Annotated in this window: 20 protein-coding genes and 2 tRNA genes; 18 read left to right on the plus strand and 4 right to left on the minus strand. The window is 74.3% G+C overall.

The features are described from left to right. Positions 1–138, minus strand: a complete 138-nt coding sequence (gene rpmH / locus ACI8AC_RS05255; protein WP_089305879.1) for a 50S ribosomal protein L34 — start codon at positions 136–138, stop codon at positions 1–3. Positions 139–716: 578 nt separating this feature from the next. Between rpmH and dnaA the strand changes: the two genes are divergently transcribed. From dnaA to ACI8AC_RS05335, 16 genes are all read left to right on the plus strand, one after another. Next, positions 717–2,462 (plus strand): chromosomal replication initiator protein DnaA, encoded by a 1,746-nt coding sequence (gene dnaA / locus ACI8AC_RS05260; RefSeq protein WP_456895878.1) that lies wholly within the window; start codon positions 717–719, stop codon positions 2,460–2,462. A 923-nt stretch (positions 2,463–3,385) separates the two neighbouring features. After that, positions 3,386–4,549, plus strand: a complete 1,164-nt coding sequence (gene dnaN, locus ACI8AC_RS05265) for a DNA polymerase III subunit beta (RefSeq protein ID WP_456895879.1) — start codon at positions 3,386–3,388, stop codon at positions 4,547–4,549. A gap of 122 nt (positions 4,550–4,671) precedes the next feature. Next, on the plus strand, positions 4,672–5,604 hold the full coding sequence (gene gnd / locus ACI8AC_RS05270) for a phosphogluconate dehydrogenase (NAD(+)-dependent, decarboxylating) (RefSeq protein ID WP_456895881.1): 933 nt from the start codon (positions 4,672–4,674) through the stop codon (positions 5,602–5,604). Between the two features lie 168 nt (positions 5,605–5,772). Next, on the plus strand, positions 5,773–6,975 hold the full coding sequence (gene recF, locus ACI8AC_RS05275) for a DNA replication/repair protein RecF (RefSeq protein WP_456895883.1): 1,203 nt from the start codon (positions 5,773–5,775) through the stop codon (positions 6,973–6,975). Continuing rightward, complete coding sequence (locus ACI8AC_RS05280) at positions 6,972–7,484, plus strand: DUF721 domain-containing protein (RefSeq protein WP_456895885.1); 513 nt, start codon at positions 6,972–6,974, stop codon at positions 7,482–7,484. The genes recF and ACI8AC_RS05280 overlap by 4 nt, the downstream gene beginning before the upstream one ends. Positions 7,485–7,525: 41 nt before the next feature. Continuing rightward, positions 7,526–8,419, plus strand: a complete 894-nt coding sequence (locus ACI8AC_RS05285; RefSeq protein ID WP_456895886.1) for a hypothetical protein — start codon at positions 7,526–7,528, stop codon at positions 8,417–8,419. Positions 8,420–8,448: 29 nt separating this feature from the next. Continuing rightward, entirely contained in the window at positions 8,449–10,218 is a 1,770-nt protein-coding gene (locus tag ACI8AC_RS05290; RefSeq protein ID WP_456895888.1) for an ABC transporter ATP-binding protein, read from the plus strand. A gap of 219 nt (positions 10,219–10,437) precedes the next feature. Further along, positions 10,438–12,483 carry a DNA topoisomerase (ATP-hydrolyzing) subunit B gene (gene gyrB, locus ACI8AC_RS05295; RefSeq protein ID WP_456895890.1) on the plus strand — a complete coding sequence of 682 codons (2,046 nt, stop codon included), beginning with the start codon at positions 10,438–10,440 and terminating at the stop codon, positions 12,481–12,483. Between the two features lie 167 nt (positions 12,484–12,650). Continuing rightward, positions 12,651–15,119, plus strand: a complete 2,469-nt coding sequence (gene gyrA, locus ACI8AC_RS05300; protein WP_456895892.1) for a DNA gyrase subunit A — start codon at positions 12,651–12,653, stop codon at positions 15,117–15,119. A 168-nt stretch (positions 15,120–15,287) separates the two neighbouring features. After that, positions 15,288–16,067, plus strand: coding sequence for a DUF3566 domain-containing protein (locus tag ACI8AC_RS05305; protein ID WP_456895894.1), 780 nt, complete (start codon positions 15,288–15,290; stop codon positions 16,065–16,067). Between the two features lie 168 nt (positions 16,068–16,235). Beyond that, positions 16,236–16,309, plus strand: a tRNA-Ile gene (locus ACI8AC_RS05310). 95 nt (positions 16,310–16,404) lie between these two features. Beyond that, positions 16,405–16,548, plus strand: a complete 144-nt coding sequence (locus ACI8AC_RS05315) for a DLW-39 family protein (RefSeq protein ID WP_456895896.1) — start codon at positions 16,405–16,407, stop codon at positions 16,546–16,548. A gap of 34 nt (positions 16,549–16,582) precedes the next feature. Continuing rightward, positions 16,583–16,655, plus strand: a tRNA-Ala gene (locus tag ACI8AC_RS05320). 150 nt (positions 16,656–16,805) lie between these two features. Next, complete coding sequence (locus ACI8AC_RS05325; protein WP_456895898.1) at positions 16,806–17,300, plus strand: DUF1059 domain-containing protein; 495 nt, start codon at positions 16,806–16,808, stop codon at positions 17,298–17,300. Between the two features lie 64 nt (positions 17,301–17,364). Next, entirely contained in the window at positions 17,365–17,898 is a 534-nt protein-coding gene (locus ACI8AC_RS05330; RefSeq protein ID WP_456895899.1) for a peptidylprolyl isomerase, read from the plus strand. Between the two features lie 137 nt (positions 17,899–18,035). Next, positions 18,036–18,806, plus strand: coding sequence for a rhomboid family intramembrane serine protease (locus tag ACI8AC_RS05335; protein WP_456895901.1), 771 nt, complete (start codon positions 18,036–18,038; stop codon positions 18,804–18,806). A gap of 6 nt (positions 18,807–18,812) precedes the next feature. Here ACI8AC_RS05335 and ACI8AC_RS05340 read toward each other — a convergent pair whose 3' ends face one another. After that, positions 18,813–19,223, minus strand: coding sequence for a PH domain-containing protein (locus tag ACI8AC_RS05340; RefSeq protein WP_456895903.1), 411 nt, complete (start codon positions 19,221–19,223; stop codon positions 18,813–18,815). 527 nt (positions 19,224–19,750) lie between these two features. Continuing rightward, positions 19,751–20,020, minus strand: a complete 270-nt coding sequence (gene crgA / locus ACI8AC_RS05345; protein WP_456895905.1) for a cell division protein CrgA — start codon at positions 20,018–20,020, stop codon at positions 19,751–19,753. Between the two features lie 66 nt (positions 20,021–20,086). On the opposite strand from crgA, the gene ACI8AC_RS05350 reads away from it, so the two are divergent. Next, positions 20,087–20,854 carry a DUF881 domain-containing protein gene (locus ACI8AC_RS05350; protein WP_456895907.1) on the plus strand — a complete coding sequence of 256 codons (768 nt, stop codon included), beginning with the start codon at positions 20,087–20,089 and terminating at the stop codon, positions 20,852–20,854. A gap of 58 nt (positions 20,855–20,912) precedes the next feature. Further along, positions 20,913–21,566: an aminodeoxychorismate/anthranilate synthase component II gene (locus ACI8AC_RS05355; RefSeq protein WP_456895910.1), complete on the plus strand. Its 654-nt coding sequence runs from the start codon at positions 20,913–20,915 to the stop codon at positions 21,564–21,566. A 128-nt stretch (positions 21,567–21,694) separates the two neighbouring features. Here the strand turns inward: ACI8AC_RS05355 and pknB are convergent, their stop codons facing one another. Further along, positions 21,695–23,650, minus strand: coding sequence for a Stk1 family PASTA domain-containing Ser/Thr kinase (gene pknB, locus ACI8AC_RS05360; protein WP_456895912.1), 1,956 nt, complete (start codon positions 23,648–23,650; stop codon positions 21,695–21,697). Positions 23,651–23,772 lie beyond the last annotated feature (122 nt).

The following is a 23,772-nucleotide window of genomic DNA, read 5'->3' on the forward strand; positions in this document are numbered from 1 at the left end:
TCAGGCGGAGAGCTTCTCGCGACCCTTGCGCCGACGGCCGGCGATGATCGCCCGGCCCGCGCGGGTGCGCATCCGCAGCCGGAAGCCGTGGGTCTTGGACCGGCGGCGGTTGTTCGGCTGGAACGTGCGCTTGCTCACGAGGTACTCCCACTGACACGACGTCGACGGCGCGCACCGGCCGGCGGGCAGGCGCGCGAGGGCCGCGGGTGGCGACGCGGTCTCGGGGTGACCGGCGCGTCGCGTCCGCGGAACTCCGACCAGCATAGCCGAACCGCGCCGCCCGGCGGCGGGCTCGAGCCGCCCCACCCAGCCGGGGTGCGCCTCCCCGGTCCCGCCGCGCCCGGGGCGCGCCGCCACCCGGGTGGAGTTCCGTCCCCCCGGAGTTCACCGTGTCGTTGCCGGGCTGTGGACGAGGCTGTTAGCGTCGCCGTCGCCCGGCCCCGGAACTCCCGGTCCGGGACGGGCCGAACCGCCGGCTCGACCGACCGCCGCCGCACCGCCACCACCCCGCCCGATCCCGCCTCCCACCTGCGACGACGCACCCGTGCGGAGCGGCTCGCGGAGACGTCTGGCCGTTGTGCACGGGTGGTTCACAGCCTGTGGACGGTGGTGTGGACGGCCTGTGCTCAGACCTCCGCAGCAGGGTCGGCGGCGGGCGCGAGGGGTACGGCGCCGCGGCGGTGGCCGACGACACACGGAACAGGGAGGACCAGGCCATGGCCGATGCCACGGTGGAACTGGCGACGGTCTGGGACTCGATCCGCGCGCGGCTGGCGACGAGCCTGTCCCCGCAGCAGAACGCGATGCTCAACCTCACCCGGCCGATCGGGCTGTTCGAGGACACCGCCGTCCTGGCCGCGCCGAACGAGTTCACCCAGACGGTGCTGGAGTCCCGGATGCGCCGGGTGCTCGCCGAGGCCCTCTCCGAGCAGCTGGGTCGCGACATCCGCGTGGCCGTGCAGCTCGAGGACGCGCCGGCCGAGCGGGCCGCCGAGCCGGAGCCCGAGCTGCCCACCCGCCGGCCGTGGGCCGCGGTCGAGGCGCAGCGCGCCGCCGAGGACCGGGAGTCGCAGGACCGCGCCGACGACGGGCGCAGCGCCTTCGGGGTGCGCACCGACGCGGCGCAGCTGGCCTGGGAACGGGACCCCGCCCCGGCGCCCGAGCCCCCGGCCGACGGCGACGGGGAGCACTGGGCGGCCACCGACTGGAGCCCCGCCGGTCGCCGGGGCGGCCGCGGTCCCCGGCCGGTGCAGCGCGACTGGGGCGGGGCGCCCGAGGACGACGGTCCCGCCGTCCTGCCCTTCGACCTCGAGCCCCCGGGCGGGGCGCCGGCACCGGCCCCGTCGCGGGGGCGCCGCGGTGCCGCGGCCCGCGACGGCGACGCCGTGCCGCTGTTCGGCGACCGCCGCGGCCCGGCGGGTGCCGCGGACCCGGGGCTGAACCCCAAGTACGTCTTCGACAGCTTCGTCATCGGCAACAGCAACCGGTTCGCGCACGCCGCGGCGGTGGCGGTCGCCGAGGCGCCGGCCCGGGCCTACAACCCGCTGTTCGTCTACGGCGACTCCGGGCTGGGCAAGACCCACCTCCTGCACGCCATCGGGCACTACGCGGCGCGGATGTTCCCCAACGTCCGGGTGCGGTACGTGAGCACCGAGGAGTTCACGAACGAGTTCATCAACCTCGTGCACTCCGGCCGCGCCGAGGACTTCCGCCGCCGTTACCGGGACATCGACTTCCTGCTCATCGACGACATCCAGTTCCTGGAGCGCGCCGAGCGGACGCAGGAGGAGTTCTTCCACACGTTCAACACGCTGCACAACGCCAGCAAGCAGATCGTGATCACCTCCGACCGGGCGCCGAAGAAGCTCACCACGCTGGAGGACCGGCTGCGGACCCGGTTCGAGTGGGGCCTGATCACCGACGTCCAGGCGCCCGACCTCGAGACCCGCATCGCGATCCTGCGGAAGAAGGCCTACGGCGAGCGGCTCCAGGTCGCCGACGCGGTGCTGGAGTTCATCGCCAGCAAGGTGCAGACCAACATCCGCGAGCTCGAGGGCGCGCTGATCCGGGTGACCGCCTTCGCGAGCCTGAACAAGCAGCAGGTCGACCTCTCGCTGGCCGAGCTGGTCCTCAAGGACCTCATCAGCGACGAGCAGGGCCCGCAGATCACCGCGGCGATCATCATGGCGGCGACGGCCGAGTACTTCAGCGTGACCATGGAGGAGCTGCAGGGCTCCAACCGCAGCCGGACGCTGGTCAACGCCCGCCAGATCGCCATGTACCTGTGCCGGGAGCTGACCGAGCTGTCCCTGCCGCGCATCGGTGCCTCGTTCGGCGGCAAGGACCACACCACGGTCATGCACGCGGTCAAGAAGATCACCAACCTGATGAGCGAGCGGCGGGCCACCTACACGCAGGTCACCGAGCTCACCGCCCGCATCAAGAGCCGCGCCCGGCAGTAGCCGGCGCCGGCGGTCGGAGCGCTGCTGACCTCGGCCGGGGCCGGCAGCGTGCGGTCGTGGCGCACGATCCGCCCGGAGCGCGCCCCAGCCGCACATCGCTCGGCGATCCCGGCCGGGCACGGCACGCGGCGGCGGTGGGGTTCCTGGGAGCGGGGGGCCGCAGGCTCCCCCGAGCAGGACCGGGCCGCCGGGGCTCCACGCCGGCCGGGCACGGCACGCGGCGGCGGTGGGAGGCCGGTAGGCCGACAGTGAGCAGAGCACACGGTCGACACAGCGCAGTCGACTTCTCCACACCTGTGGGAAACCGTGTGCACGGCGTCCGCCCACGTCCCGGCCGCGCAGGCCGCGCCGACCGTGTCCACAGCGGTCGACAGGTCGAGGAGTTGTCCCCAGGGATGTGCACACCCTGGGGGAATCCCGTACGTGTGACCTCACGGGGCGTCACCGCCCGGCCGAGCGGCCCCCGACGGCCCCGGATGCCGCTCGCCACGCGACTGACCTGCACGTTCGCCGCCTGCCGAGCTCCAGACGCCGAAGGCACCCCCGCGGTCGTGCACAACACCTGGGGACGGACCGGGGAACGACCAGGGGACGACGGGTGGACGACCGGGGGTGAGGGTGGACGACCATCGAGATGTCCACGTGTCGACAACAGCCGTACGCCGGCCACCCACAGCGCACCAACATGTCGACTCCGGGGCTGACCTGGGCGGACGGCCTCGATCCCCAGGATCCACACCGGTGATGACGAGGATGAGGGAGATAGATCGAGGGATTCTCGAACCACACTCTGGGTGGGGAAGCAGGGTCGTGAGGGGCTCCTGGGCACCTGGTGGAGGCAGTGGTTACCCACCTGTCCCTGCCGCACGGCACGATGAACACCGCAGGGGAAGCGGTCGACACGAGCAGGGGTGGATCAGGTCATGAAGTTCCGGGTGGCACGTGAGGTGCTCAGCGATGCCGTCGCCTGGACGGCCCGCAGCCTGCCGCCGCGACCGTCGGTGCCGGTCCTGGCCGGGATCCTGCTCGACGTCGACGGCAGCCAGCTGTCCGTGTCGGGGTTCGACTACGAGGTCTCGGCCCGTGCGGAGGTCGACGTCCAGGCCTCCGAGGGCGGCCGGGCGCTCGTGCCGGGGCGCCTCCTGGCCGAGATCACCCGGGCGCTCCCGCCGCACCCGGTCGACATCACCGCCGAGGGCCCGCGGCTGGCGATCTCCTGCGGCAACGCCCGGTTCAGCCTCCCCACGCTGCCGGTGGAGGACTACCCCTCGCTACCGGCGATGCCCTCCTCGGCCGGGGTGGTCGACAGCGACGTGTTCGCCGAGGCGGTCGGCCAGGTGGCCGTGGCCGCCGGGCGGGACGACACCCTCCCGATGCTCACCGGTGTCCGGCTGGAGATCGAGGACGACCTGGTGACCCTCGCCGCCACCGACCGCTACCGCCTGGCGGTGCGCGAGTTCGCCTGGCGGCCGGAGACCCCCGGCCTGTCGGCGGCCGTCCTGGTGCCGGCGCGCACCCTCGCCGACGCCGCCCGCACCCTGACCAGCGGCCCGGAGATCGTGCTGTCGCTGTCCTCGGGGGGCTCCGGCGAGGGCATCCTCGGCCTGTCCGGCAAGGACAGGCAGACCACCACCCGGTTGCTGGACGCCGAGTTCGTCAAGTACCGCGCGATCATGCCGAACGAGTCGAACGCCCACGCCGTCCTGCCGGTGGGGCTGTTCACCGACGCGGCCAAGCGCGTGGCCCTCGTCGCCGAGCGGGGCACCCCCCTGCGCTGCGAGTTCACCCCGGGCCAGGTCACCCTCCGCGCCGGCGGCACCGACGACGAGGGGCAGGCCGAGGAGCGCTGCGACGTGGAGTTCGAGGGCGACCCGCTGACCATCGGCTTCAACCCGACGTTCCTGCTCGACGGGCTGGCCGCGGTGCACACCGCCCGGGCGCGGATGGACTTCACCAGCCCGCTCAAGCCGGCCGTGCTCTCGGGTGTGGAGGAACCGGCCGCCGGCGACGAGACCGCCGAGGCCAAGCCGGCCGAGCGGCCCGGCAGCTACCGCTACCTGATCATGCCGGTGCGCCTGCCGGGCTGACGGAGGCCCCGCGGGCTCGGCGCCCGGGCGGGGAGGGAGCGGGCCGCGCCCCCGGCGCGCGCCCACCGGCGGGGGCGAGCACGATGGCCACGGGAGATCGCCGACGAGGGAGGGGCACCGACGTGCAGCTGGGGCTGATCGGGCTGGGCAAGATGGGCGGCAACATGGCCGAGCGGCTGCGTCGCGGCGGCCACGAGGTCGTCGGCTACGACCGCTCACCGGGCAAGCGGGACGTCGACAGCCTGCCGGCGCTGGTCGAGGCGCTGTCCGCGCCGCGGGTCGTGTGGGTGATGGTCCCGTCCGGCGAGCCGACGCGCTCCACCGTCGAGGAGCTGGCCGGCCTGCTGGAGCCCGGCGACGTGATCGTCGAGGGCGGCAACTCGAAGTACACCGACGACCAGATCCACGACGTGATGTGCCGGGAGAAGGGCATCGGCTACATCGACGCCGGTGTCTCCGGCGGGGTGTGGGGCCTGGAGAACGGCTACGCGCTCATGGTCGGCGGCACCAAGGAGGACGTCGCCAAGGTGCAGCCGGTGTTCGACGCGCTCAAGCCGCCCGCGCCGAAGGACGAGTCCGGCGAGGAGATCCCCGGCGCCGGCTTCGTGCACGCCGGGCCGGTGGGTGCCGGGCACTTCAGCAAGATGGTCCACAACGGCATCGAGTACGCGCTCATGCAGGCCTACGGCGAGGGCTACGAGCTGCTCGCCGCCGTGGACCTCGTCGAGGACGTCCCCGGTGTCGTCAAGTCCTGGACCCAGGGCACCGTCATCCGTTCCTGGCTGCTGGACCTGCTGGTCCGCGCCCTGGACGAGGACCCGGCCCTCGAGAAGATCAGCGGGTACGCGGAGGACTCCGGCGAGGGCCGCTGGACCGTCGAGCAGGCCATCGAGAACGCCGTCCCGATGCCGACCATCGCGGCGTCGCTGTTCGCCCGCTTCTCCTCCCGGCAGGAGGACTCGCCGACCATGAAGGCGGTGGCGGCGCTGCGCAACCAGTTCGGCGGCCACGCGGTGCAGGCGGTGCGGAAGCACGAGGCCGAGCGCCCGGCATGACGGCGGACCCCCCTGCCCCTCACCGAGAGAGGACCCCCGGGAGGACCTCGCCGGCCCCCACCACGAGCGAACTCGCGGCGGGGCCCCTGGACGGGGCCGACCCGGGACGGGCCCACGGCGGTGCCGTGCAGGGGGGCCGTCCCAGCACCTCACCGCAGGGCTGCTGAGGTGTACGTCCGGCACCTCCAGCTGGTCTCCTTCCGCAACTGGGACCGGGTCGACCTCGCCCTGCAGCCGGGGCCGACGGTCGTCGTGGGCCGCAACGGCGAGGGCAAGACCAACCTGGTCGAGGCCGTCGGCTACCTGGCCACGATGGGCAGCCACCGGGTGTCGGGGGACGCGCCGCTGGTCCGGCAGGGCGCGGCGCAGGCCGTCGTCCGGGCGGCGCTGCGCCGCGAGGACCGCGAGCTGCTGGTCGAGGTCGAGATCAACCCCGGCCGGGCCAACCGGGTCCGGGTCAACCGCGCCCCGTTGCCCCGCCCGCGCGAGCTCCTCGGCCTGGTGAAGAGCGTGCTCTTCGCGCCGGAGGACCTCGTCCTGGTGCGCGGCGACCCCGCCGAGCGCCGCCGCTTCCTCGACGACCTGCTGGTCAGCCGCACGCCGCGGCTGGCCGGCGTGCGCAGCGACTACGACCGGGTGCTCAAGCAGCGCAACGCCCTGCTCAAGACCGCCCGCCTCGCCCGCGGGAAGGCGATCGAGACCCTCGACGTCTGGGACGGGCACCTCACCGACCTCGGTGGCCAGCTGCTCGCCGCCCGGCTCCGGCTGGTCGCCGACCTGTCCCCGCACGTCGCCCGGGCCTACGCGCAGGTCGCCGGCGCCGACGCCGCCCGGGCGGCGCTGGGCTACGCCAGCACGGTGCCCGCGGCCGGCGACGGGACGCCGCTGCCCGAGGGTGCCGCGCTGCCCGACGCCGCGACGCTGACGGCCGCCCTCGCCGCGCGGATCGCCGAACGCCGCGCCGACGAGGTCGACCGCGGCATGACGCTGGTCGGCCCGCACCGCGACGACCTCGTCATCTCCCTCGGTGCACTGCCGGCCAAGGGCTTCGCCAGCCACGGCGAGTCGTGGTCGCTGGCCCTGGCGCTCAAGCTCGGCTGCTTCGCCCTGCTGCGGGCCGACGGCGACGAGCCGGTGCTCGTGCTCGACGACGTCTTCGCCACCCTGGACACCGACCGCCGGACCGCACTGGCCGCCGTCGCCCGCGGGGCCGAGCAGACCCTCATCACCGCGGCCGTGCTCGAGGACGTGCCCGTCGAGCTGCGGCGCACCGTGGTGCAGGTCGCCGGGGGCCAGGCGGTGCCGCTCGGACCCGCGGCGGCCGAGGATGGACCCGTGGACGGTGCGGTGCTGGAGGAGGGGGCGCGGTGAGCGGTCAGACCGGCGACGGCCCACCCGGCCGGCCCAGCGACATCGCCCGCGCGGCGCTGGAGGCGGCGCGGGCCGCCTCGGCCGCGCGGCCGCGCCCCACGCGGCGGCGGATCGCCGGCCCGCGGCGCGCCTGGACCGGCGCCCGACCGGGCGACGACGACCCGCAGCCCCTCGGCCGGCTGGTCGACAAGCTGGTGGCCGACCAGGACTGGACGGAGCACACCCGGGTGGGCACCGTCTTCGGCCGCTGGTCGGCCCTGGTCGGCCCGGACATCGCCGCGCACTGCGCGCCGCAGACCCTCACCGAGGGGGAGCTCCTCGTCATCGCGGAGTCCACCGCCTGGGCCACCCAGCTGCGGCTGCTGGCCCCGACGATCCTCGGCAGACTGCGGGCGCAGGTCGGTGGGGACGTCGTGACCCGGCTGCGCGTTGTCGGACCGACGGCCCCCAGCTGGAAGAAGGGCCCGCGGTCGGTCCGCGGGCGGGGCCCCCGGGACACGTACGGATAGGAGCGGGCGGGAACGGCCGCTCAGGGGAGGACGGTGCAGCCATGAGCAGTCCGCGCGACCGCGACGGCTTCGAGGACCGACCGGACGACGGCAGCGGCTGGCGCGAGCCGGTCCACCTCGGCAAGGACGGCGCCGACCGGCCGCAGGCGGACCGCCCCGACGCGGACCGCCCACCGCGCGAGGAGCCGGCCGCCTGGCAGCCCCCCGGCTGGGACCTGCCGCCCGCCGCGCCCGCGCCCGCGCCGGGGACCGGTGAGCGGCCGGGCCCCCGCCCGGGGCTGTTCGGCCCGCGCCGGCCGCGCACGCCCGGCGAGGTGGAGCGGGTGTTCGCCTACCAGGGCGACCAGGTCGGCGCCCAGGGCTGGGCAGTGCAGCACGGCTGGACGGTGTCGGACGGCAGCGCCCCCGAGGACGCGCCGCTGGCCGAGCTGGTGCGCACGGCCCCGGTACGCGCGACGAAGGACCACCGCCCGGCCGGGGTCATGCGCGGCCGCTACGGGTCCCTGGAGCTGGTGGCCTTCGACATCCTGTACGCCTCGGGCCGCTACGCCGTCCCCGAGTACGCCGTCACCGCCGCTCCGGTGCTGGGCACCGTGCTGCCGCTGCGGCTGTCCCCGGCCCGGTTCTGGAAGCACCGCACCGGCGGGCTGGTGCACGTGCCCAGCGGGGACCCCGAGTTCGACGCGCGGTGGGTGCTGCTGGCCGCCGAGGACGGTCCGGTCGCGCAGCGGCTGGTGCAGGACCCGGCGGTGCGCGGGCTGCTGCTGGGCAGCGACGACGGCGACGAGTTCTGGACGGCGGACGGGACCGGTGGGGGCGGTTGGGGCGGGGGGATGATCGCCGCGATCCGCCCCGACGGGCACCGGCCCGAGCTGATCGAGCACCACGCCCGCCTGCTCGGTGCCCTCGTCGGCGCCCTGGCCGCCGCGGCGTGACCGCTCCGCCGGAGCCCGCCCCTCCGGCCGTGCCCGAACCGGCCGCCGGGGTCCGGGAGCTGCTGCCGCTGCTGCGGCCGCACCGGACGCCGCTGCTGCTGGCGGCCGCGCTGTCCCTGGTCGCGGCGGCCGCCGCCCTCGCGCAGCCGGCGCTGGTGGCCCGGGTCATCGAGGCCGTCGGGGCCGGCCGGCCGCTGCTGCCGGCGGTGCTGCTGCTGGTCGTCGTCCTGGTCGCCGCGGCCGCCCTCGGTGCGCTCCAGCAGTACCTGCTGCAGCGCACCGCGGAGGGCGTCGTCCTCACCACCCGCCGCACCGTCGCCGACCGGCTGCTGCGGCTGCCGGTCGCCGAGTACGACCGCCGCCGCACCGGTGACCTCATGTCGCGGGTCGGCGCGGACACCACCCTCCTGCGGGCGACGGTGACCTCGGGCGTGGTGGAGATCGCCGGCTCGGTGGTGGTCGGCGTGGGGGCGCTCGTGGCCATGGCGCTGGTCGACGTGTGGCTGCTGCTGGTCACCGTGGGCGCCGTGGCCGTGGGCCTGACCGTGGTGGTGTCGGTGTCGCGCCGGGTCCGCCGGCTGTCCCGGCAGGCCCAGGAGGCGGTCGGCACCATGAGCGCCGCCGTGGAGCGGGCGCTGTCGGCGGTGCGCACCATCCGGGCCAGCGGCGCCACCGCGCGCGAGGTCGGGGTCGTCGGCGACAGCGCGACGCGGGCGTACGCCGCCGGGGTCCGGGTCGCCCGGCTGGAGGCGCTGGTCGCGCCGACCGGGTCGATCGCCGTCCAGGGCGCCTTCCTGGCCGTGCTCGGCCTCGGCGGCTACCGGGTGGCGACCGGCTCGATCGCCGTGTCCGACCTGGTGGCGTTCATCCTCTACCTGTTCCTGCTGGTCATGCCCCTGGGCCAGGCGATCGGCGCGTGGACCCAGCTGCAGACCGGGCTGGGTGCGCTGGCCCGGATCCAGGAGGTCCTGGCCCTCCGCCCCGAGGAGGACGACCGGCCGGAGCGGGCCGGGGCCGGCCCGGTCCCCGGCGTCCCGGCGGCCCCGGCGCCCGGCGTGCCCCTGCTGGAGCTGGCGGACGTCGACTTCGACTACCCGGACGGCACCCCGGTGCTGCGCGGGGTGTCGCTCACCGTGCCCCCCGGGTCCCGGGTGGCGCTGGTCGGGCCCTCGGGGGCCGGCAAGTCGACGCTGCTGGCGCTGGTCGAGGGCTTCTACCCGCTCAGCGGCGGGTCGCTGCGCTGGGCCGGGACCGACGTGCGCGACCTGCCGCGGGCGGCGCTGCGGGCGCGGCTGGGCTACGTCGAGCAGGAGGCCCCCGTGCTGGCCGGGTCGCTGCGGGACAACCTGCTGCTGGCCGCCCCGGACGCCACCGACCCCGAGCTGTGGGCGGTCCTGGCCGACGTCGGCCTCACCGACGTGGTGCAGCGCTCGCCGCGCGGGCTGGACGTGCCGGTGGGGGACGACGGGGTGCTGCTGTCCGGCGGCGAGCGCCAGCGGCTGGCCATCGCCCGCTCGCTGCTGGCCCGGCCGGCGCTGCTGCTCCTCGACGAGCCCACCGCCAGCCTCGACGCCCGCAACGAGCAGCTGCTGCGCCGCACGCTGGCCGCGGCGGCCGCCGACCGCGCCCTGCTGGTGGTCGCCCACCGGCTGTCCACCGTGCTGGACAGCGACCAGATCGTGGTGCTCGACGGCGGCCGGGTGGTCGCCCGCGGCACCCACGAGGAGCTGCTCGAGGACAGCCCGCTCTACCGCGAGCTCGCCGCCGCCCAGTTGCTCGCCGGACCGGCGACCGGCTGAGCGGCCCGGGGACGGCGTGTCGACGCCCGGGGCAGCACCGGTGGTGGCGGACGAGCCGCGAGTGGCGCAGACACGGCGTCAGGGCACGGACGGCGACGTTCCTGTCATAGGGGCCGGTAGACTCGGGAGGAGAAACCGCCAGCATCCGGCTGAGAGCCGTTCTGCGCCCCTGTCCACGTCGGGGCGACCGACCCCGGGTGCGCGACAGAAGGGCCCCACGTGGTCGCTCGACCGAAGACCGACGTCCCGGCTGCCAACGCCTACTCCGGCAGCTCCATCACCGTCCTCGAGGGCCTCGAGGCCGTCCGCAAGCGCCCCGGCATGTACATCGGGTCCACCGGTGAGCGCGGCCTGCACCACATGGTGTGGGAGGTCGTCGACAACTCCGTCGACGAGGCGCTGGCCGGGCACTGCGACACCGTCCGGGTGACCCTGCTGGCCGACGGCGGGGTCCGGGTGGAGGACAACGGCCGCGGCATCCCGGTGGACATGCACCCGGTGGAGAAGCGCCCCACCGTCGAGGTCGTCATGACCATCCTGCACGCGGGCGGGAAGTTCGACGGCAAGAGCTACGCGGTCTCCGGCGGCCTGCACGGCGTCGGGGTCACCGTCGTCAACGCCCTGTCGACGAGGCTCGACGTCCGCATCTGGCGCGACGGCACCGAGTGGAACCAGGCCTACGACATGGCCAAGCCCGGCCCGCTGGAGAAGGTGGGGCCGACGAAGAAGCGCGGCACCCAGATCACCTTCTGGGCCGACGGGGACATCTTCGAGACCACGCACTACTCGTTCGACACCATCAGCCGCCGGCTGCAGGAGATGGCCTTCCTCAACAAGGGCCTGACCATCGTGCTGCGCGACGAGCGGCCCGGTCAGAGCAAGGCCGAGACCGGCGTGGCCGAGGAGGTCACCCTCGCCGAGGCCGCCCCCGAGCCCGGTGCGGAGGCGCACGCCTTCGAGGCCACCGAGATCACCTACCGCTACGACGGCGGGCTCGAGGACTACGTCCGGCACATCAACGCCAAGAAGACGGCGATCCACCGCTCCATCGTCAGCTTCGGCGCCGAGGGCCTCGGCAAGAACGACATGCGGATGAGCGTCGACGTGGCCATGCAGTGGTCCGACGCGTACTCGGAGTCGGTGTACTCGTTCGCCAACACGATCAACACCCACGAGGGCGGCACCCACGAGGAGGGCTTCCGCACCGCGCTGACCTCGATCGTCAACCGGTACGCCGAGGAGAAGAAGCTCCTCAAGGGCAAGGACGAGAAGCTCCAGGGCGAGGACATCCGCGAGGGGCTCGCCGCCATCGTCTCGGTGAAGATCGGCGACCCGCAGTTCGAGGGCCAGACGAAGACCAAGCTCGGCAACACCGAGGTGAAGGGCTTCGTGCAGCGGGTCTGCAACGAGCAGATCTCGCACTGGTTCGAGGCCAACCCGACCGAGGCCAAGACGATCATCACCAAGGCCGCCTCGGCCGCCCGCGCCCGCCGCGCCGCGCAGGACGCCCGCAAGCTGGCCCGCAAGAACCTGCTGTCGAACAACTCGCTGCCGGGCAAGCTGGCCGACTGCCGGTCGACCGACCCCCGCAACTCCGAGGTCTACATCGTCGAGGGCGACTCGGCCGGCGGCTCGGCGAAGTCCGGCCGCGACTCGATGTTCCAGGCGATCCTGCCGATCCGCGGCAAGATCATCAACGTCGAGAAGGCGCGCATCGACCGGGTGCTCAAGAACACCGAGGTCCAGTCGATGATCACCGCGTTCGGCACGGGCATCCACGACGAGTTCGACCTGTCGAAGCTGCGCTACCACAAGATCGTGCTGATGGCCGACGCCGACGTCGACGGCCAGCACATCCGCACCCTGCTGCTGACCCTGCTGTTCCGGTTCATGCGCCCGCTGGTCGAGGCCGGGCACGTCTACCTGGCGCAGCCGCCGCTGTACAAGATCAAGTGGGGCGGCAAGTGGGGTGACCAGTACGCCTACTCCGACCGGGAGCGCGACGCGCTGCTCCGGGCCGGCCGGGAGGAGGGCCGCAAGGTCCGGGACGAGATGATCCAGCGGTTCAAGGGGCTCGGCGAGATGAACGCCACCGAGCTGTGGGAGACCACCATGAACCCCGAGACCCGCATCCTGCTGCAGGTCACCCTCGAGGACGCCGCCACCGCCGACGAGCTGTTCAGCGTCCTCATGGGTGAGGACGTCGAGGCCCGCCGCAGCTTCATCACCCGCAACGCCAAGGACGTCCGCTTCCTCGACGTCTGAGGAAGGACCCCCGTGCCCCCCACCGTGGAAGGACCCCGTCCTCCTCACCGCTCGCACGCTCGCGGTGAGCCTCTGGACGGGGCCGCGGCGGGGTGCTGCACGGGGCCAGGCGCGGCTGACCTGGGCTTTCATCCACCACTGTGCACATCCTTGTGGAGACCTGAACCATGACGGAGACCCCCGCGCGCGACCGGATCGAACCGGTCGACCTCCAGCAGGAGATGCAGCGCAGCTACATCGACTACGCGATGTCGGTGATCGTCGGACGCGCGCTGCCCGAGGTCCGCGACGGCCTCAAGCCGGTGCACCGCCGCGTGCTCTTCGCGATGTACGACCAGGGCTTCCGCCCCGACCGCGCGTACGTCAAGTGCGCCCGCGTCGTCGGCGAGGTCATGGGCAACTACCACCCGCACGGCGACTCGGCGATCTACGACGCCCTCGTGCGGCTGGCCCAGCCGTGGTCGATGCGCTACCCGCTCATCGACGGCCAGGGGAACTTCGGCTCCCCGGGCAACGACCCGGCCGCGGCCATGCGGTACACCGAGGCCCGGCTGACCCCGCTGGCCATGGAGATGATGGCCGGGATCGACGAGGAGACCGTCGACTTCCAGCCCAACTACGACGGCCGCAACCAGGAGCCCCTGGTGCTGCCGTCGCGGATCCCCAACCTGCTGATCAACGGCTCGGCCGGCATCGCGGTCGGCATGGCCACCAACATGCCGCCGCACAACCTCCGCGAGGTCGCCGACGCGATCTTCTGGATGCTCGAGCACCCGGACGCCGAGCCGGAGGAGGCGCTCACCGCCTGCATGCAGCGCATCCCGGGGCCGGACTTCCCGACCCACGGGCTGATCGTCGGCCGCGAGGGCATCGAGGACGCCTACCGCACCGGCCGCGGCTCGGTCCGCATGCGCGCGGTGGTCACCGTCGAGGAGGACACCCGGGGCCGGGTGCAGCTGGTCGTCACCGAGCTGCCCTACCAGGTCAACCCGGACAACCTGGCCGAGGCGATCGCCGAGGCGGTCAAGGACGGCCGGCTCCAGGGGATCAGCGAGATCGCCGACGAGTCCTCCGACCGGGTGGGCCGGCGGCTGGTCATCACGCTGCGCCGCGACGCCGTCGCCAAGGTTGTCCTGAACAACCTCTACAAGCACACGCAGCTGCAGACCACCTTCGGCTGCAACATGCTCTCGATCGTCGACGGCGTCCCGCGGACGCTGCGGCTCGACGAGCTGATCCGCAACTACGTCGCCCACCAGGTCGACGTCATCCAGCGGCGCACCCGCTACCGGCTGCGCAAGGCCGAGGAGCGCGCGCACATCCTGCGCGGTTACGCCAAGGCGCTCGACCACCTCGACGACGTCATCACGCTGATCCGCAACAGCGAGTCCGCCGACGCCGCCCGCACCGGCCTCATGGAGCTCCTCGACGTCGACGAGGTCCAGGCCACCGCGATCCTCGACCTGCAGCTGCGCCGGCTGGCCGCCCTCGAGCGTCAGCGGATCATGGACGAGCTGGCCGAGATCGAGGCCCGCATCGCCGACCTGCAGGCGATCCTCGCCTCGCCCGAGCGCCAGCGGCAGATCATCCGGGACGAGCTCGCCGAGATCGTGGAGAAGTACGGCGACGACCGGCGGACCAAGTTCGTCGCCAACGACGGTGACGTCTCCATGGAGGACCTCATCGCCGAGGAGGAGGTCGTCGTCACCATCACCCGCACCGGGTACGCCAAGCGCACCAAGAGCGACCTCTACCGGTCGCAGCGCCGCGGCGGCAAGGGGGTGATGGGGGCCCAGCTCAAGCAGGACGACATCGTCGACCACTTCTTCGTGGGCTCCACCCACGACTGGATCCTGTTCTTCACCAACAAGGGCCGGGTCTACCGGGCGAAGGCCTACGAGCTGCCCGAGGCCAACCGCACCGCCCGCGGCGCGCACGTGGCCAACATCCTGGCCTTCCAGCCGGACGAGAAGATCGCCCAGGTCATGCAGATCAAGGACTACGGGGTCGCCCCGTACCTGGTCCTGGCGACCGCCAACGGGCAGGTCAAGAAGACCCGCCTCGGCGACTTCGACTCCCCCCGCAGCGGCGGCGTCATCGCCATCAACCTGCGCGACGGCGACGAGCTGGTCGGTGCCGCGCTCATCGACCCCGACCAGGACCTGCTGCTGGTCACCCGCAAGGCCATGAGCATCCGGTTCAAGGCCGACGACGCCACGCTGCGGCCGATGGGCCGGGCCACCGAGGGCGTGCGCGGCATCTCGCTGGCCCCCGACGACTCGCTGCTGTCGATGATGGTGGTCGAGGAGGGGGTCGACGTCCTCGTCGCCACCGAGCGCGGCTTCGCCAAGCGCACGGGAATCGAGAACTACCCGCCGCAGGGGCGGGGCGGCAAGGGCGTCCTCACCGCCGACCCGAAGGCCCGCAAGGGCTCGCTGGTCGGGGCGCTGTCGGTGCGGCTCGGCGACGAGCTGTACGCCATCACCTCCGGCGGTGGCGTCATCCGGACGCCGGTCAACGGGGTGCGCCACAACAAGGACCGGGCCACCATGGGTGTCAAGCTCATGAACTTGCCGGAGGACGTGACGATCGTGGCGATCGCCCGGACGACGGACAACGACGAGCCCGCCGCCTAGGCTGAGACCGATGACACGGGAGGCGCAGCGACCGGGCCCGGTGGGCCGGGCGGTGCGCCTCCCGTCGTCCGAGCACCGAAGTGACCGGCGCCCCGGCGTCCCCGGCAGCGCGCCGGGGCGGAGGGGTGCGAGGGAGCGGCACACGCCGCTGGGGAACGGGAGACTGGCATGAGCGACCGGACGCAGGGTTCGGTGCGCACCGGGTCCCGGGCCGGGGAGACCGCCCCGGTCACGGGAGCGCCCTCCGGGGCCGGGAAGGGCGCGGGCGCCCCGGGCCCGGCCGCCCCGGGCCCGGCCGCCCCCACCGACGGGACGCCGGCGACGTCCTCGTCCCCGGCCACCGGAGCGCAGCGGGCCACGCCCGCCACGGGCGCGCAGCGGGCGGCCCAGCCGGCCGTCGCCGACGGCACCGCCCCGGTCGGGCCGCCGGCCGGCTCCGTCCCGCTGTCCAAGGGCGCTACCCCGGCCGGGCCCCCCCCCGCCGGCTCCGGCCCGGGTGCACAGGCCGGCTCGCCCGCGACGGGCACGGCCGAGGCCACCGCCCCCGCGGCCCGGCCGGCCGGACGCGGCCGGCCCGCCCGCGGACCCCGCCGGGCCCGCCTGCAGCTGCGGCACATCGACACCTGGTCGGCGCTGAAGATCTCCCTGGTGCTCTCCATCGCGCTGTTCTTCATCTGGATGGTCGCGGTCGGGATCCTCTACGGCGTGCTCTCGGGCCTGGGCGTCTTCGACACCCTGAACGACCTGTTCGGCCAGCTCGGCACCGCCTCCGGCGCCGGCGGGGACGGCGAGGTCATCACCCCGGGCATCGTGTTCGGCGGTGCGGCCGTCGTCGGGGCCATCAACATCGTGCTCATGACGGCGCTGTGCACCGTGGCGGCGTTCATCTACAACATGTGCTCCGACCTGGTCGGCGGCCTCGAGGTCACGCTCTCCGAGCGGGACTGAAAGAGGACCCCGTCCTCCTCACCCCTCGCGGGCTCGGGGCGAGCCTCGGGACGGGGCCACCGTTCCCGGCCCCTCGTCCGGGCCCGGCCGCAGGAGGGCGACCGCGGACACGGGACCGACCCCCCTGCGGAGGGTGGCTGCCGGGCAGGTACGCTTGTCGAGGTCCACGGGCCTGTAGCTCAGGCGGTTAGAGCGCATCCCTGATAAGGATGAGGCCGGAGGTTCAAGTCCTCCCAGGCCCACCCGTGTCCCGGCGTCACCGGCGTCGTCCTCCGGTGAGGGCGGTGCCCACCGCCTCCGACCGGAGGTGGTGACCCCCCTCGAGGAGGCACCTGGCGTGATCAAGAAGCTGGCCCTCGCGGCCGCCGCCCTCGGCGCGGTCACGCTCGTGCGCAAGCGCTCGTCCGAGAAGGCCGAGGCCGACCTCTGGCACGAGGCCACCCGCGGGCCCCAGGGGGTCAGCAACCCGACCCTCCGCTGACCCCTCCCGGGCCGCGCCCCGCGCGCCGGCCCCCGGGGACGTAGCTCAATTGGCAGAGCACCGCCTTTGCAAGGCGGGGGTTAGGGGTTCGATTCCCCTCGTCTCCACTCCGTCGACAGGTCGCCCGGGCCGGAGCGCGGCGCGTCCCGGCCGCCGGTGACTTCCGGCCCTGGACGGCGCACTGCGCCCAGGCCACGGTCGGACCCGCCACCGGCCGGCCGGTGGGGCGGGCCGGGGCCCGGCCCTGAGGAGGAGCCATGGCTCGGAAGACCATCGACTGCCGCACGATGCCGAGCGAGAGCAACTGCACCGTCTTCGTCTCGGGCGAGGAGGACGAGGTCCTCGAGCTCGCCGCCCAGCACGCGGTGTCGGTGCACGGGCACACGGACGGCCCGGAGCTGCGCGACGGGCTGCGTGCCGCCCTGCGGGACGAGGAGGCCCTGCACCTGGAGGGTGGCGCCTTCGTCCAGCTCATCGAGTTCCACGCCAGGGACCTCGACGGATACCGCTCGCTGGAGGAGGAGTGGCGCCGGCGGATGGGGCGGGAGACGACGGCGCGGTGGATCGTGGTCGCCGCCGACCGCGACCGCCCCGACACCTACGTGGAGGTCGTCGCGTTTCCCGACCACGCCTCCGCGATGCGCAACTCCGAGCACCCGGTGACCACGGAGATCTCGAAGAAGATGCAGGAGGTCACCGAGGGGGAGGCGTCCTTCCGCAACCTCGACGTCGTGGAGGTCACCCGGATGTGAGCCGGCATCTCCCGGTCCGCTCCCCCTGCCTCGCGGGGAGCGGACCAGTGGGAGAGTGAACGTCGTGACCGAAGCGACCCCTGCACGCCGCGCCGTCCTGCACACCAACCACGGCGACATCACCGTCGACCTGTTCCCCGACCACGCCCCCAAGACGGTCGCGAACTTCGCCGACCTCGCCGAGGGCCGCCGGGAGTGGACCCACCCGCAGACCCGCGCGAAGACCACCGACCGCCTCTACGACGGCACCGTCTTCCACCGGATCATCGACGGCTTCATGATCCAGGGCGGTGACCCGCTCGGTCAGGGCATCGGCGGCCCGGGGTACCAGTTCGGCGACGAGATCCACCCCGAGCTGGCCTTCACCAAGCCCTACCTGCTGGCGATGGCCAACGCCGGCCCCGGCACCAACGGCTCCCAGTTCTTCATCACCGTCGCCCCGACGACCTGGCTGACCGGCAAGCACACCATCTTCGGCGAGGTCGCCGACCAGGCCAGCCGCGAGGTCGTCGACCGCATCTCCAAGGTCCCGACCGCCCGGGGTGACCGGCCGGTGGAGGACGTCGTCCTGGAGTCGGTCGAGGTGCAGCGCAGCTGACCACCGGCCCGGACGACGGGGGCGCCGGCCCCGGCCAGCCGCAGCCGGCGCCCCCGACACCAACCTGCTACCGGCACGCGGACCGGCCCACCCGGATCTCCTGCACCCGCTGCGGGCGGCCCATCTGCCCGGAGTGCATGACCCCCGCCTCGGTCGGGTTCCAGTGCCCGGAGTGCGTGCGCGAGGGGCAGGCCTCGGTCCGCCGGCCGCGCCCCACCCCGCCGCTGCGCCGCGCCGGCCGGCGGTTCGGCGTGGTCACCGTCTCCCTCATCGCGGTCAACGTCGCCGTCTTCGTGGTGACCGCGGTCTCGGCCGGGCTCGCCGGGGCCAACCCGCTGGACAACCAGCTCTCCCCGCTGTTCGCCCGCTTCTCGCAGATCCCGGTGCTGGTCGCGCTCGGGGAGGACTGGCGGGTGCTCACCGCCGCGTTCCTGCACATCGGGCCGGTGCACCTGGCGCTGAACATGCTCGCCCTGCTGCTGTTCGGCTCGGAGCTCGAGCGCCAGCTCGGGCGGTGGCGCTACCTGGCCGTCTACGTGGTCTCGCTGCTCGGCGGCGCGGCCGCCCTCCAGCTGTTCGGGGAGCCCGGCCGGCCGGTCGCCGGGGCCTCGGCCGCCATCTACGGCCTGCTCGGCGGCCTAGGCGTGCTCATGCTGGTCCGCCGGGAGGACCTGCGGGCGCTGCTCACCCTGCTCGCCATCAACGTCGTCATCAGCTTCCTGCCCGGCGTCTCGCTGCTCGGCCACCTCGGCGGCCTGGCCGCCGGCATCGCGGCCACCGCGGTGCTCGTGCTGACCCGCCGCCGGCAGCGGCTGCAGGTCCTCCTGGTGCTGCTGCTCGCCGGCGTGCTGGTCGCGGTGGCCCTCACCGTGCCGACCCTCGTCGTGCTCGGGCGCGCCTACGGGTAGCGGCCGCTACGGGTAGAGGTCGCGCAGCGCGCGGGCGACGTCGGCCGGGTCGGCACCCAGGTCGCGCCGCCCCAGCAGCACCAGCCGGCCGTCGTCCCCCGGCCCCGCGGTGTCCAGCTCGAGCAGCCGCGACCGCACCCCCCACCGCCGGGTCTCGCGCACCCGCACCGCCGGACGCCCGAGCCGCTCGGTGCCGGTCAGGGTGCGGACGGCGACCCCTGCCGGGCCCGCCGACAGCCGGGGTCGCAGCAGCAGGTCCCGGGTCCCCAGCGCCGCCAGCAGCAGGGCCGCGGCACCGACGAGCACCCGGCCCGCCGGGTCGAGCACGAGCGCGGCACCGGCCAGCAGCAGCGCGCCGATCCACACCAGCACGCCCTGTGCACGCGGTGCCGACCACTCCACGTCCCCGGCCCCCACGTCCCCAGCTTCCCAGCACGCCGGCACCGGACCCGTCCGTCCCCAGCCCTCCCGTGCGCTCCCCGGCCGCGACGGCTCGTCCACAGCCGGGGAGGGGCGGGTCGCGGCGCCCGCGGTCGTCGGCATCCGCCGTGGTCAGACCCCGTGTCAGGATCCGCGACACGGGGTAAGGACCCCGGGCGGTGACCGTCGTACCCGCCGGCGCCTTGTCGACTCGTCCACAGCTGTGTGCACACCTGGGGACAAGTTCCACGTCTGTAGTTACTCGGCTGCCCTTCTCGTCACATCCGCCTCAGCGGGCATGAAACCGCAGGTCAGCGCGTTCCTGTCGAACAGGCGTTCTCCACACGCGGTGGACAACTCTGGGGGTATCGCGCCAAGTCGACCTGTGGACGACGGATGCCCCTGTGCACAGCGCTCCCTGTGCACAACACGGACGGTGGTCGGGCGATCACACCGTCCCGGACGCACGCCGGCCCCCGTCCCGGGTGCGGGACGGGGGCCGGAGGGCGGGCGCAGGGGCGACGTCAGCGCCAGCGCATCGACATCACCAGGCCGGCGACCATCAGGCCGAACCCGATGGCGAAGTTCCAGGCCTGCAGGGACACCATCACCGGGACCTGGTCCCCGGCGACGTAGTAGACGACGATCCACAGCAGGCCGAGCACCATGAGCGTCACCATGACCGGCGCGTACCAGCGCGGGCTGGGCTGCAGGGCCCGCGCGTTGCCGCGGGGCTGCAGGGTGCCCTGCGGGGGCGTGTAGACCGACTTCTTGCGCACCTTCGACTTCGGCACGTGGAACTCCCTCCGGGGCCGGGTCGTCGCGACCGGCCGTCACCGATCCCAGCCTAAGCTGACCGCGTGGCCGCAGTCCGCAGCCTGACCGCGGGGGCCAGGCGCCGTCCCTCGGCGTGGGCGGCCCTCGTGCCGGTCGTGGCCCTCGCCGCCGGCCTGCTGTTCGCCACCTCCCGGCAGGCCTCCGACGGTGTGGACCTGCGCGGCGGCGACGTCACGGAGCTCTCCGCCCTCGTCCAGGAGCGCCGGGAGGACCTCGCCGGCCAGCGGGAGGAGCTGGCCGCGCTGCAGGAGCAGGTGGAGGCCCTCACCGACCGGGTCGCCGCCCGCGACGGGGACGTCGCCGCCGCGCAGGAGCGCGCCCTGGGCGGGATGCTCTCGGCCGGGCTGGTGGCGCTCACCGGGCCGGGTGTGGAGATCACCCTGGACGACGCCCCCCGCCGTCCCGACGGGTCGCTGCCGGTGGGCGCGCGGCCCGACGACGTGGTCATCCACCAGTCCGACGTGCAGGCCGTCGTCAACGCCGTGTGGGCGGCCGGCGCCGACGCCGTGGCGATCATGGACCAGCGGCTGATCGCGACCAGCGCGGTGCGCTGCGTGGGCAACGTGCTCCTGCTGCAGGGCCGCACCTACTCCCCGCCCTTCGTCGTCACCGCCATCGGGGACGCCGACGTGATCCGCGCGCAGCTGGCCGCCTCCCCCCAGGTGCAGCTGTTCCGGCAGGCCGTGGCGGACTTCGGGCTGGGCTTCGCCGTCCGCGACCGCGGGCAGCTCACCGTGCCCGCCTACGATGGCTCGCTGGACATGGAGCACGCGAGCGCCCTCGACCGCTGAGCCGGGCCGGGCGGGCCGGGTGCTCCCGACCGCCGTCCCCCGGGAGAGCCGAGCCGCCGTGACCCGCCCCGTCCTCGTCGTCGACAACTTCGACAGCTTCGTCTACAACCTCGTGCAGTACCTCGGGCAGCTCGGCGTGCGCTGCGTGGTGCGGCGCAACGACGCGGTCACCGTCGAGGAGCTGCCGGACCTGGACGTCGCCGGCGTGCTCCTCTCCCCGGGGCCGGGCACCCCGGCCGGCGCCGGGGTGACCGTCCCGATGGTCCGGGCCGCGGCCGAGGCCGGGACGCCGGTCCTGGGGGTCTGCCTCGGCCACCAGGCGATCGGGGAGGCCTTCGGCGCCCGGGTCGTCCGCGCCCCCGAGCTGCTGCACGGCAAGACCAGCCAGGTGGTGCACGAGGGCGCCGGCGTCCTGGCGGGGCTGCCGTCCCCGTTCACCGCGACCCGCTACCACTCGCTGGCCGTCGATCGGGCCACCGTCCCCGACGAGCTCGAGGTCACCGGGAGCACGCCGTCGGGGATCGTCATGGCGCTGCGCCACCGCGAGCTGCCCGTCGAGGGGGTGCAGTTCCACCCGGAGTCGGTCCTCACCGAGGGCGGGCACCGGATGCTGGCCACCTGGCTGGCCGCCTGCGGCCTGGCCCCGGACCCGGCGGCCCTGGAGGCCGCCAGCGCCGCCGCCCGGCGGCTCACCACGGTCGCCACCGCCTGAGCCCGCAGCCGCCCTCCCAGGGGCTTCCCGGGCGCCTCCGGCGAGCTCCGGGCGGGAGGAACGGCCCCGGGACGCCACGAGGGCGCCTCCCGTGCACGGGAGGCGCCCTCGTCGCGTCGTCGTCCGGGTCATTCGCCCCCGGGGTCCGTCGGCTGCTCGCCGCCGTCCTCCCCGCCGTCGCCGGTGGGGGCCTGCGTCGGCGGGGCCTCCTGCACGACCAGCAGGGTGATCTCGCCGTCGGGCTCCACGGTCTGGCCGGGCCGCGGATCGCTGCCGGCCACCGTGCCCGGCGCCTGCCCGCCGCCGGACTCGGTCGGCTGCACGGAGATCGTCCCGGTGAAGCCGGCCGCCGCGAGCGCCTGGCGGGCGGCCGCCTCGCTCTGCCCGACGATGCCGGCCGGCACGGTGATCTCGGTGACGCCACCGGAGATCTGCAGCGTGACGGTCTGGTCGGCGGTGGCCTGCGTGCCGGCCGCCGGGTCGGTGGCCACCACGGTGCCCGCGGGCCGGTCGGACTCGACCTCCTCGGTGGCGATGTCGGTGAACCCGGCTCCGCGCAGCTCCTCGGTGGCGGCCCCCTGGTCCTGGCCGGTCACGTCCGGCACCGCGACGTCCCCGTCGGAGACCTGCAGGTTGACCCGGGTGTCCGGGGCGACGGCGCTGCCCTGCTCCGGGTCGACCGCGATCACGGTGCCCTCGGGCTCGGCGGAGTCGACGGTCTCGGTGTCCACGCTGGTGAAGCCGGCGTTCTCCAGGGCGGTCCGGGCGTCGTCGACGTCCAGGTTGACCACCGGGGGGACGGTCAGGGTGTCGACGCCGCCGCCGACGACGAGGGTGACCTCGCTGTCGGGGTCGACCTGCGCGCCCCCGGCCGGGTCGGTGCTGAGCACCCGGCCCTCCTGCTCGGGCGTGCTCGGCTGCGCGGTGACCGCGCCGACGGTCAGCCCGGCGTCGCTGATCGCCGAGCGGGCGTCGGCCTCGGTGTCCCCGACGACGTCCGGCACGGCGACCTGGGTCACCGGCGGGGGCGCGTCGTCGGAGTTCCCCAGCACCAGCGCCAGGGCGATGATCCCGCCCAGCAGGACGACGGCGGCGGCGATCAGCGCGACGGTGCGGTTGCGCCGGCGCCGGGACGCGGCCTCGTCGTCCTCGTCCCAGGAGCCGTCCCCGTCGTAGCCGCCGGGGGTGGCGCCGAGGATGGTGGTCTTCTCGGCGTCGTTCATCACCGGCGTGGCCTCGACGCGCTGGCCGGCCAGCGCGCGCAGCAGGTCGCTGCGCATGTCGGCGGCCGACTGGTACCGGTTGGCCGGGTTCTTGCTCATGGCCTTGAGCAGGATCGCGTCCAGCTCCGGCGGGATGTCGGGGTTGACGGACGACGGCAGCCGCGGGTCCTCGCGGACGTGCTGGTAGGCCACCGCGACCGGCGAGTCCCCGGTGAACGGCGGCGCCCCGGTGACCAGCTCGTAGAGCAGGCAGCCGACGGAGTAGACGTCGGAGCGGGCGTCGACGCCCTCACCGCGGGCCTGCTCGGGGGAGAGGTACTGGGCGGTGCCGATCACCGCGGCCGTGGAGGTCATCGTGGCCGCCGAGTCGGAGACGGCGCGGGCGATGCCGAAGTCCATGACCTTGACCGCGCCCTGCGGCGTGATCATCACGTTCCCCGGCTTGACGTCCCGGTGCACGATGCCGTTGCGGTGGCTGAAGTCGAGGGCGCCGCAGATGTCGGCGGCGAAGTGCATGGCCCGCTCCGGGGAGAGCACGCCCTCGCCGCGCAGGACGTCGCGGAGGGTCTGGCCCTCCACGTACTCCATGACGATGTAGGGCGTGGCGCCCTTGGTGTCGCGGTCCTCGCCGGTGTCGTAGACGGCGACGATCGCGGGGTGGTTCAGCGAGGCCGCGGCCTGCGCCTCGCGGCGGAAGCGCACCTGGAAGGACGGGTCGCGGGCGAGGTCCTGGCGGAGCACCTTGACGGCCACCTCGCGGCCGAGCCGCAGGTCGCGGCCGCGGTGCACCTCCGCCATGCCCCCGCGGCCGAGCACCCCTCCGATCTCGTAACGCTCGCCCAGCACCTGCGGCGTGGTCATCGGGGGTCCTCTCGGGCGGTGCGGTCCTGCGTGCAGGGGTCCTGGGGGCCGGGAACCCGGCGACGGTGGTCCCGCGGGCGCGGGGGACGGCCGCCCGGCGGGTGACCGGCGGGCAGCGTAAC

It is taken from the genome of Geodermatophilus sp. SYSU D00758 (assembly GCF_054049955.1).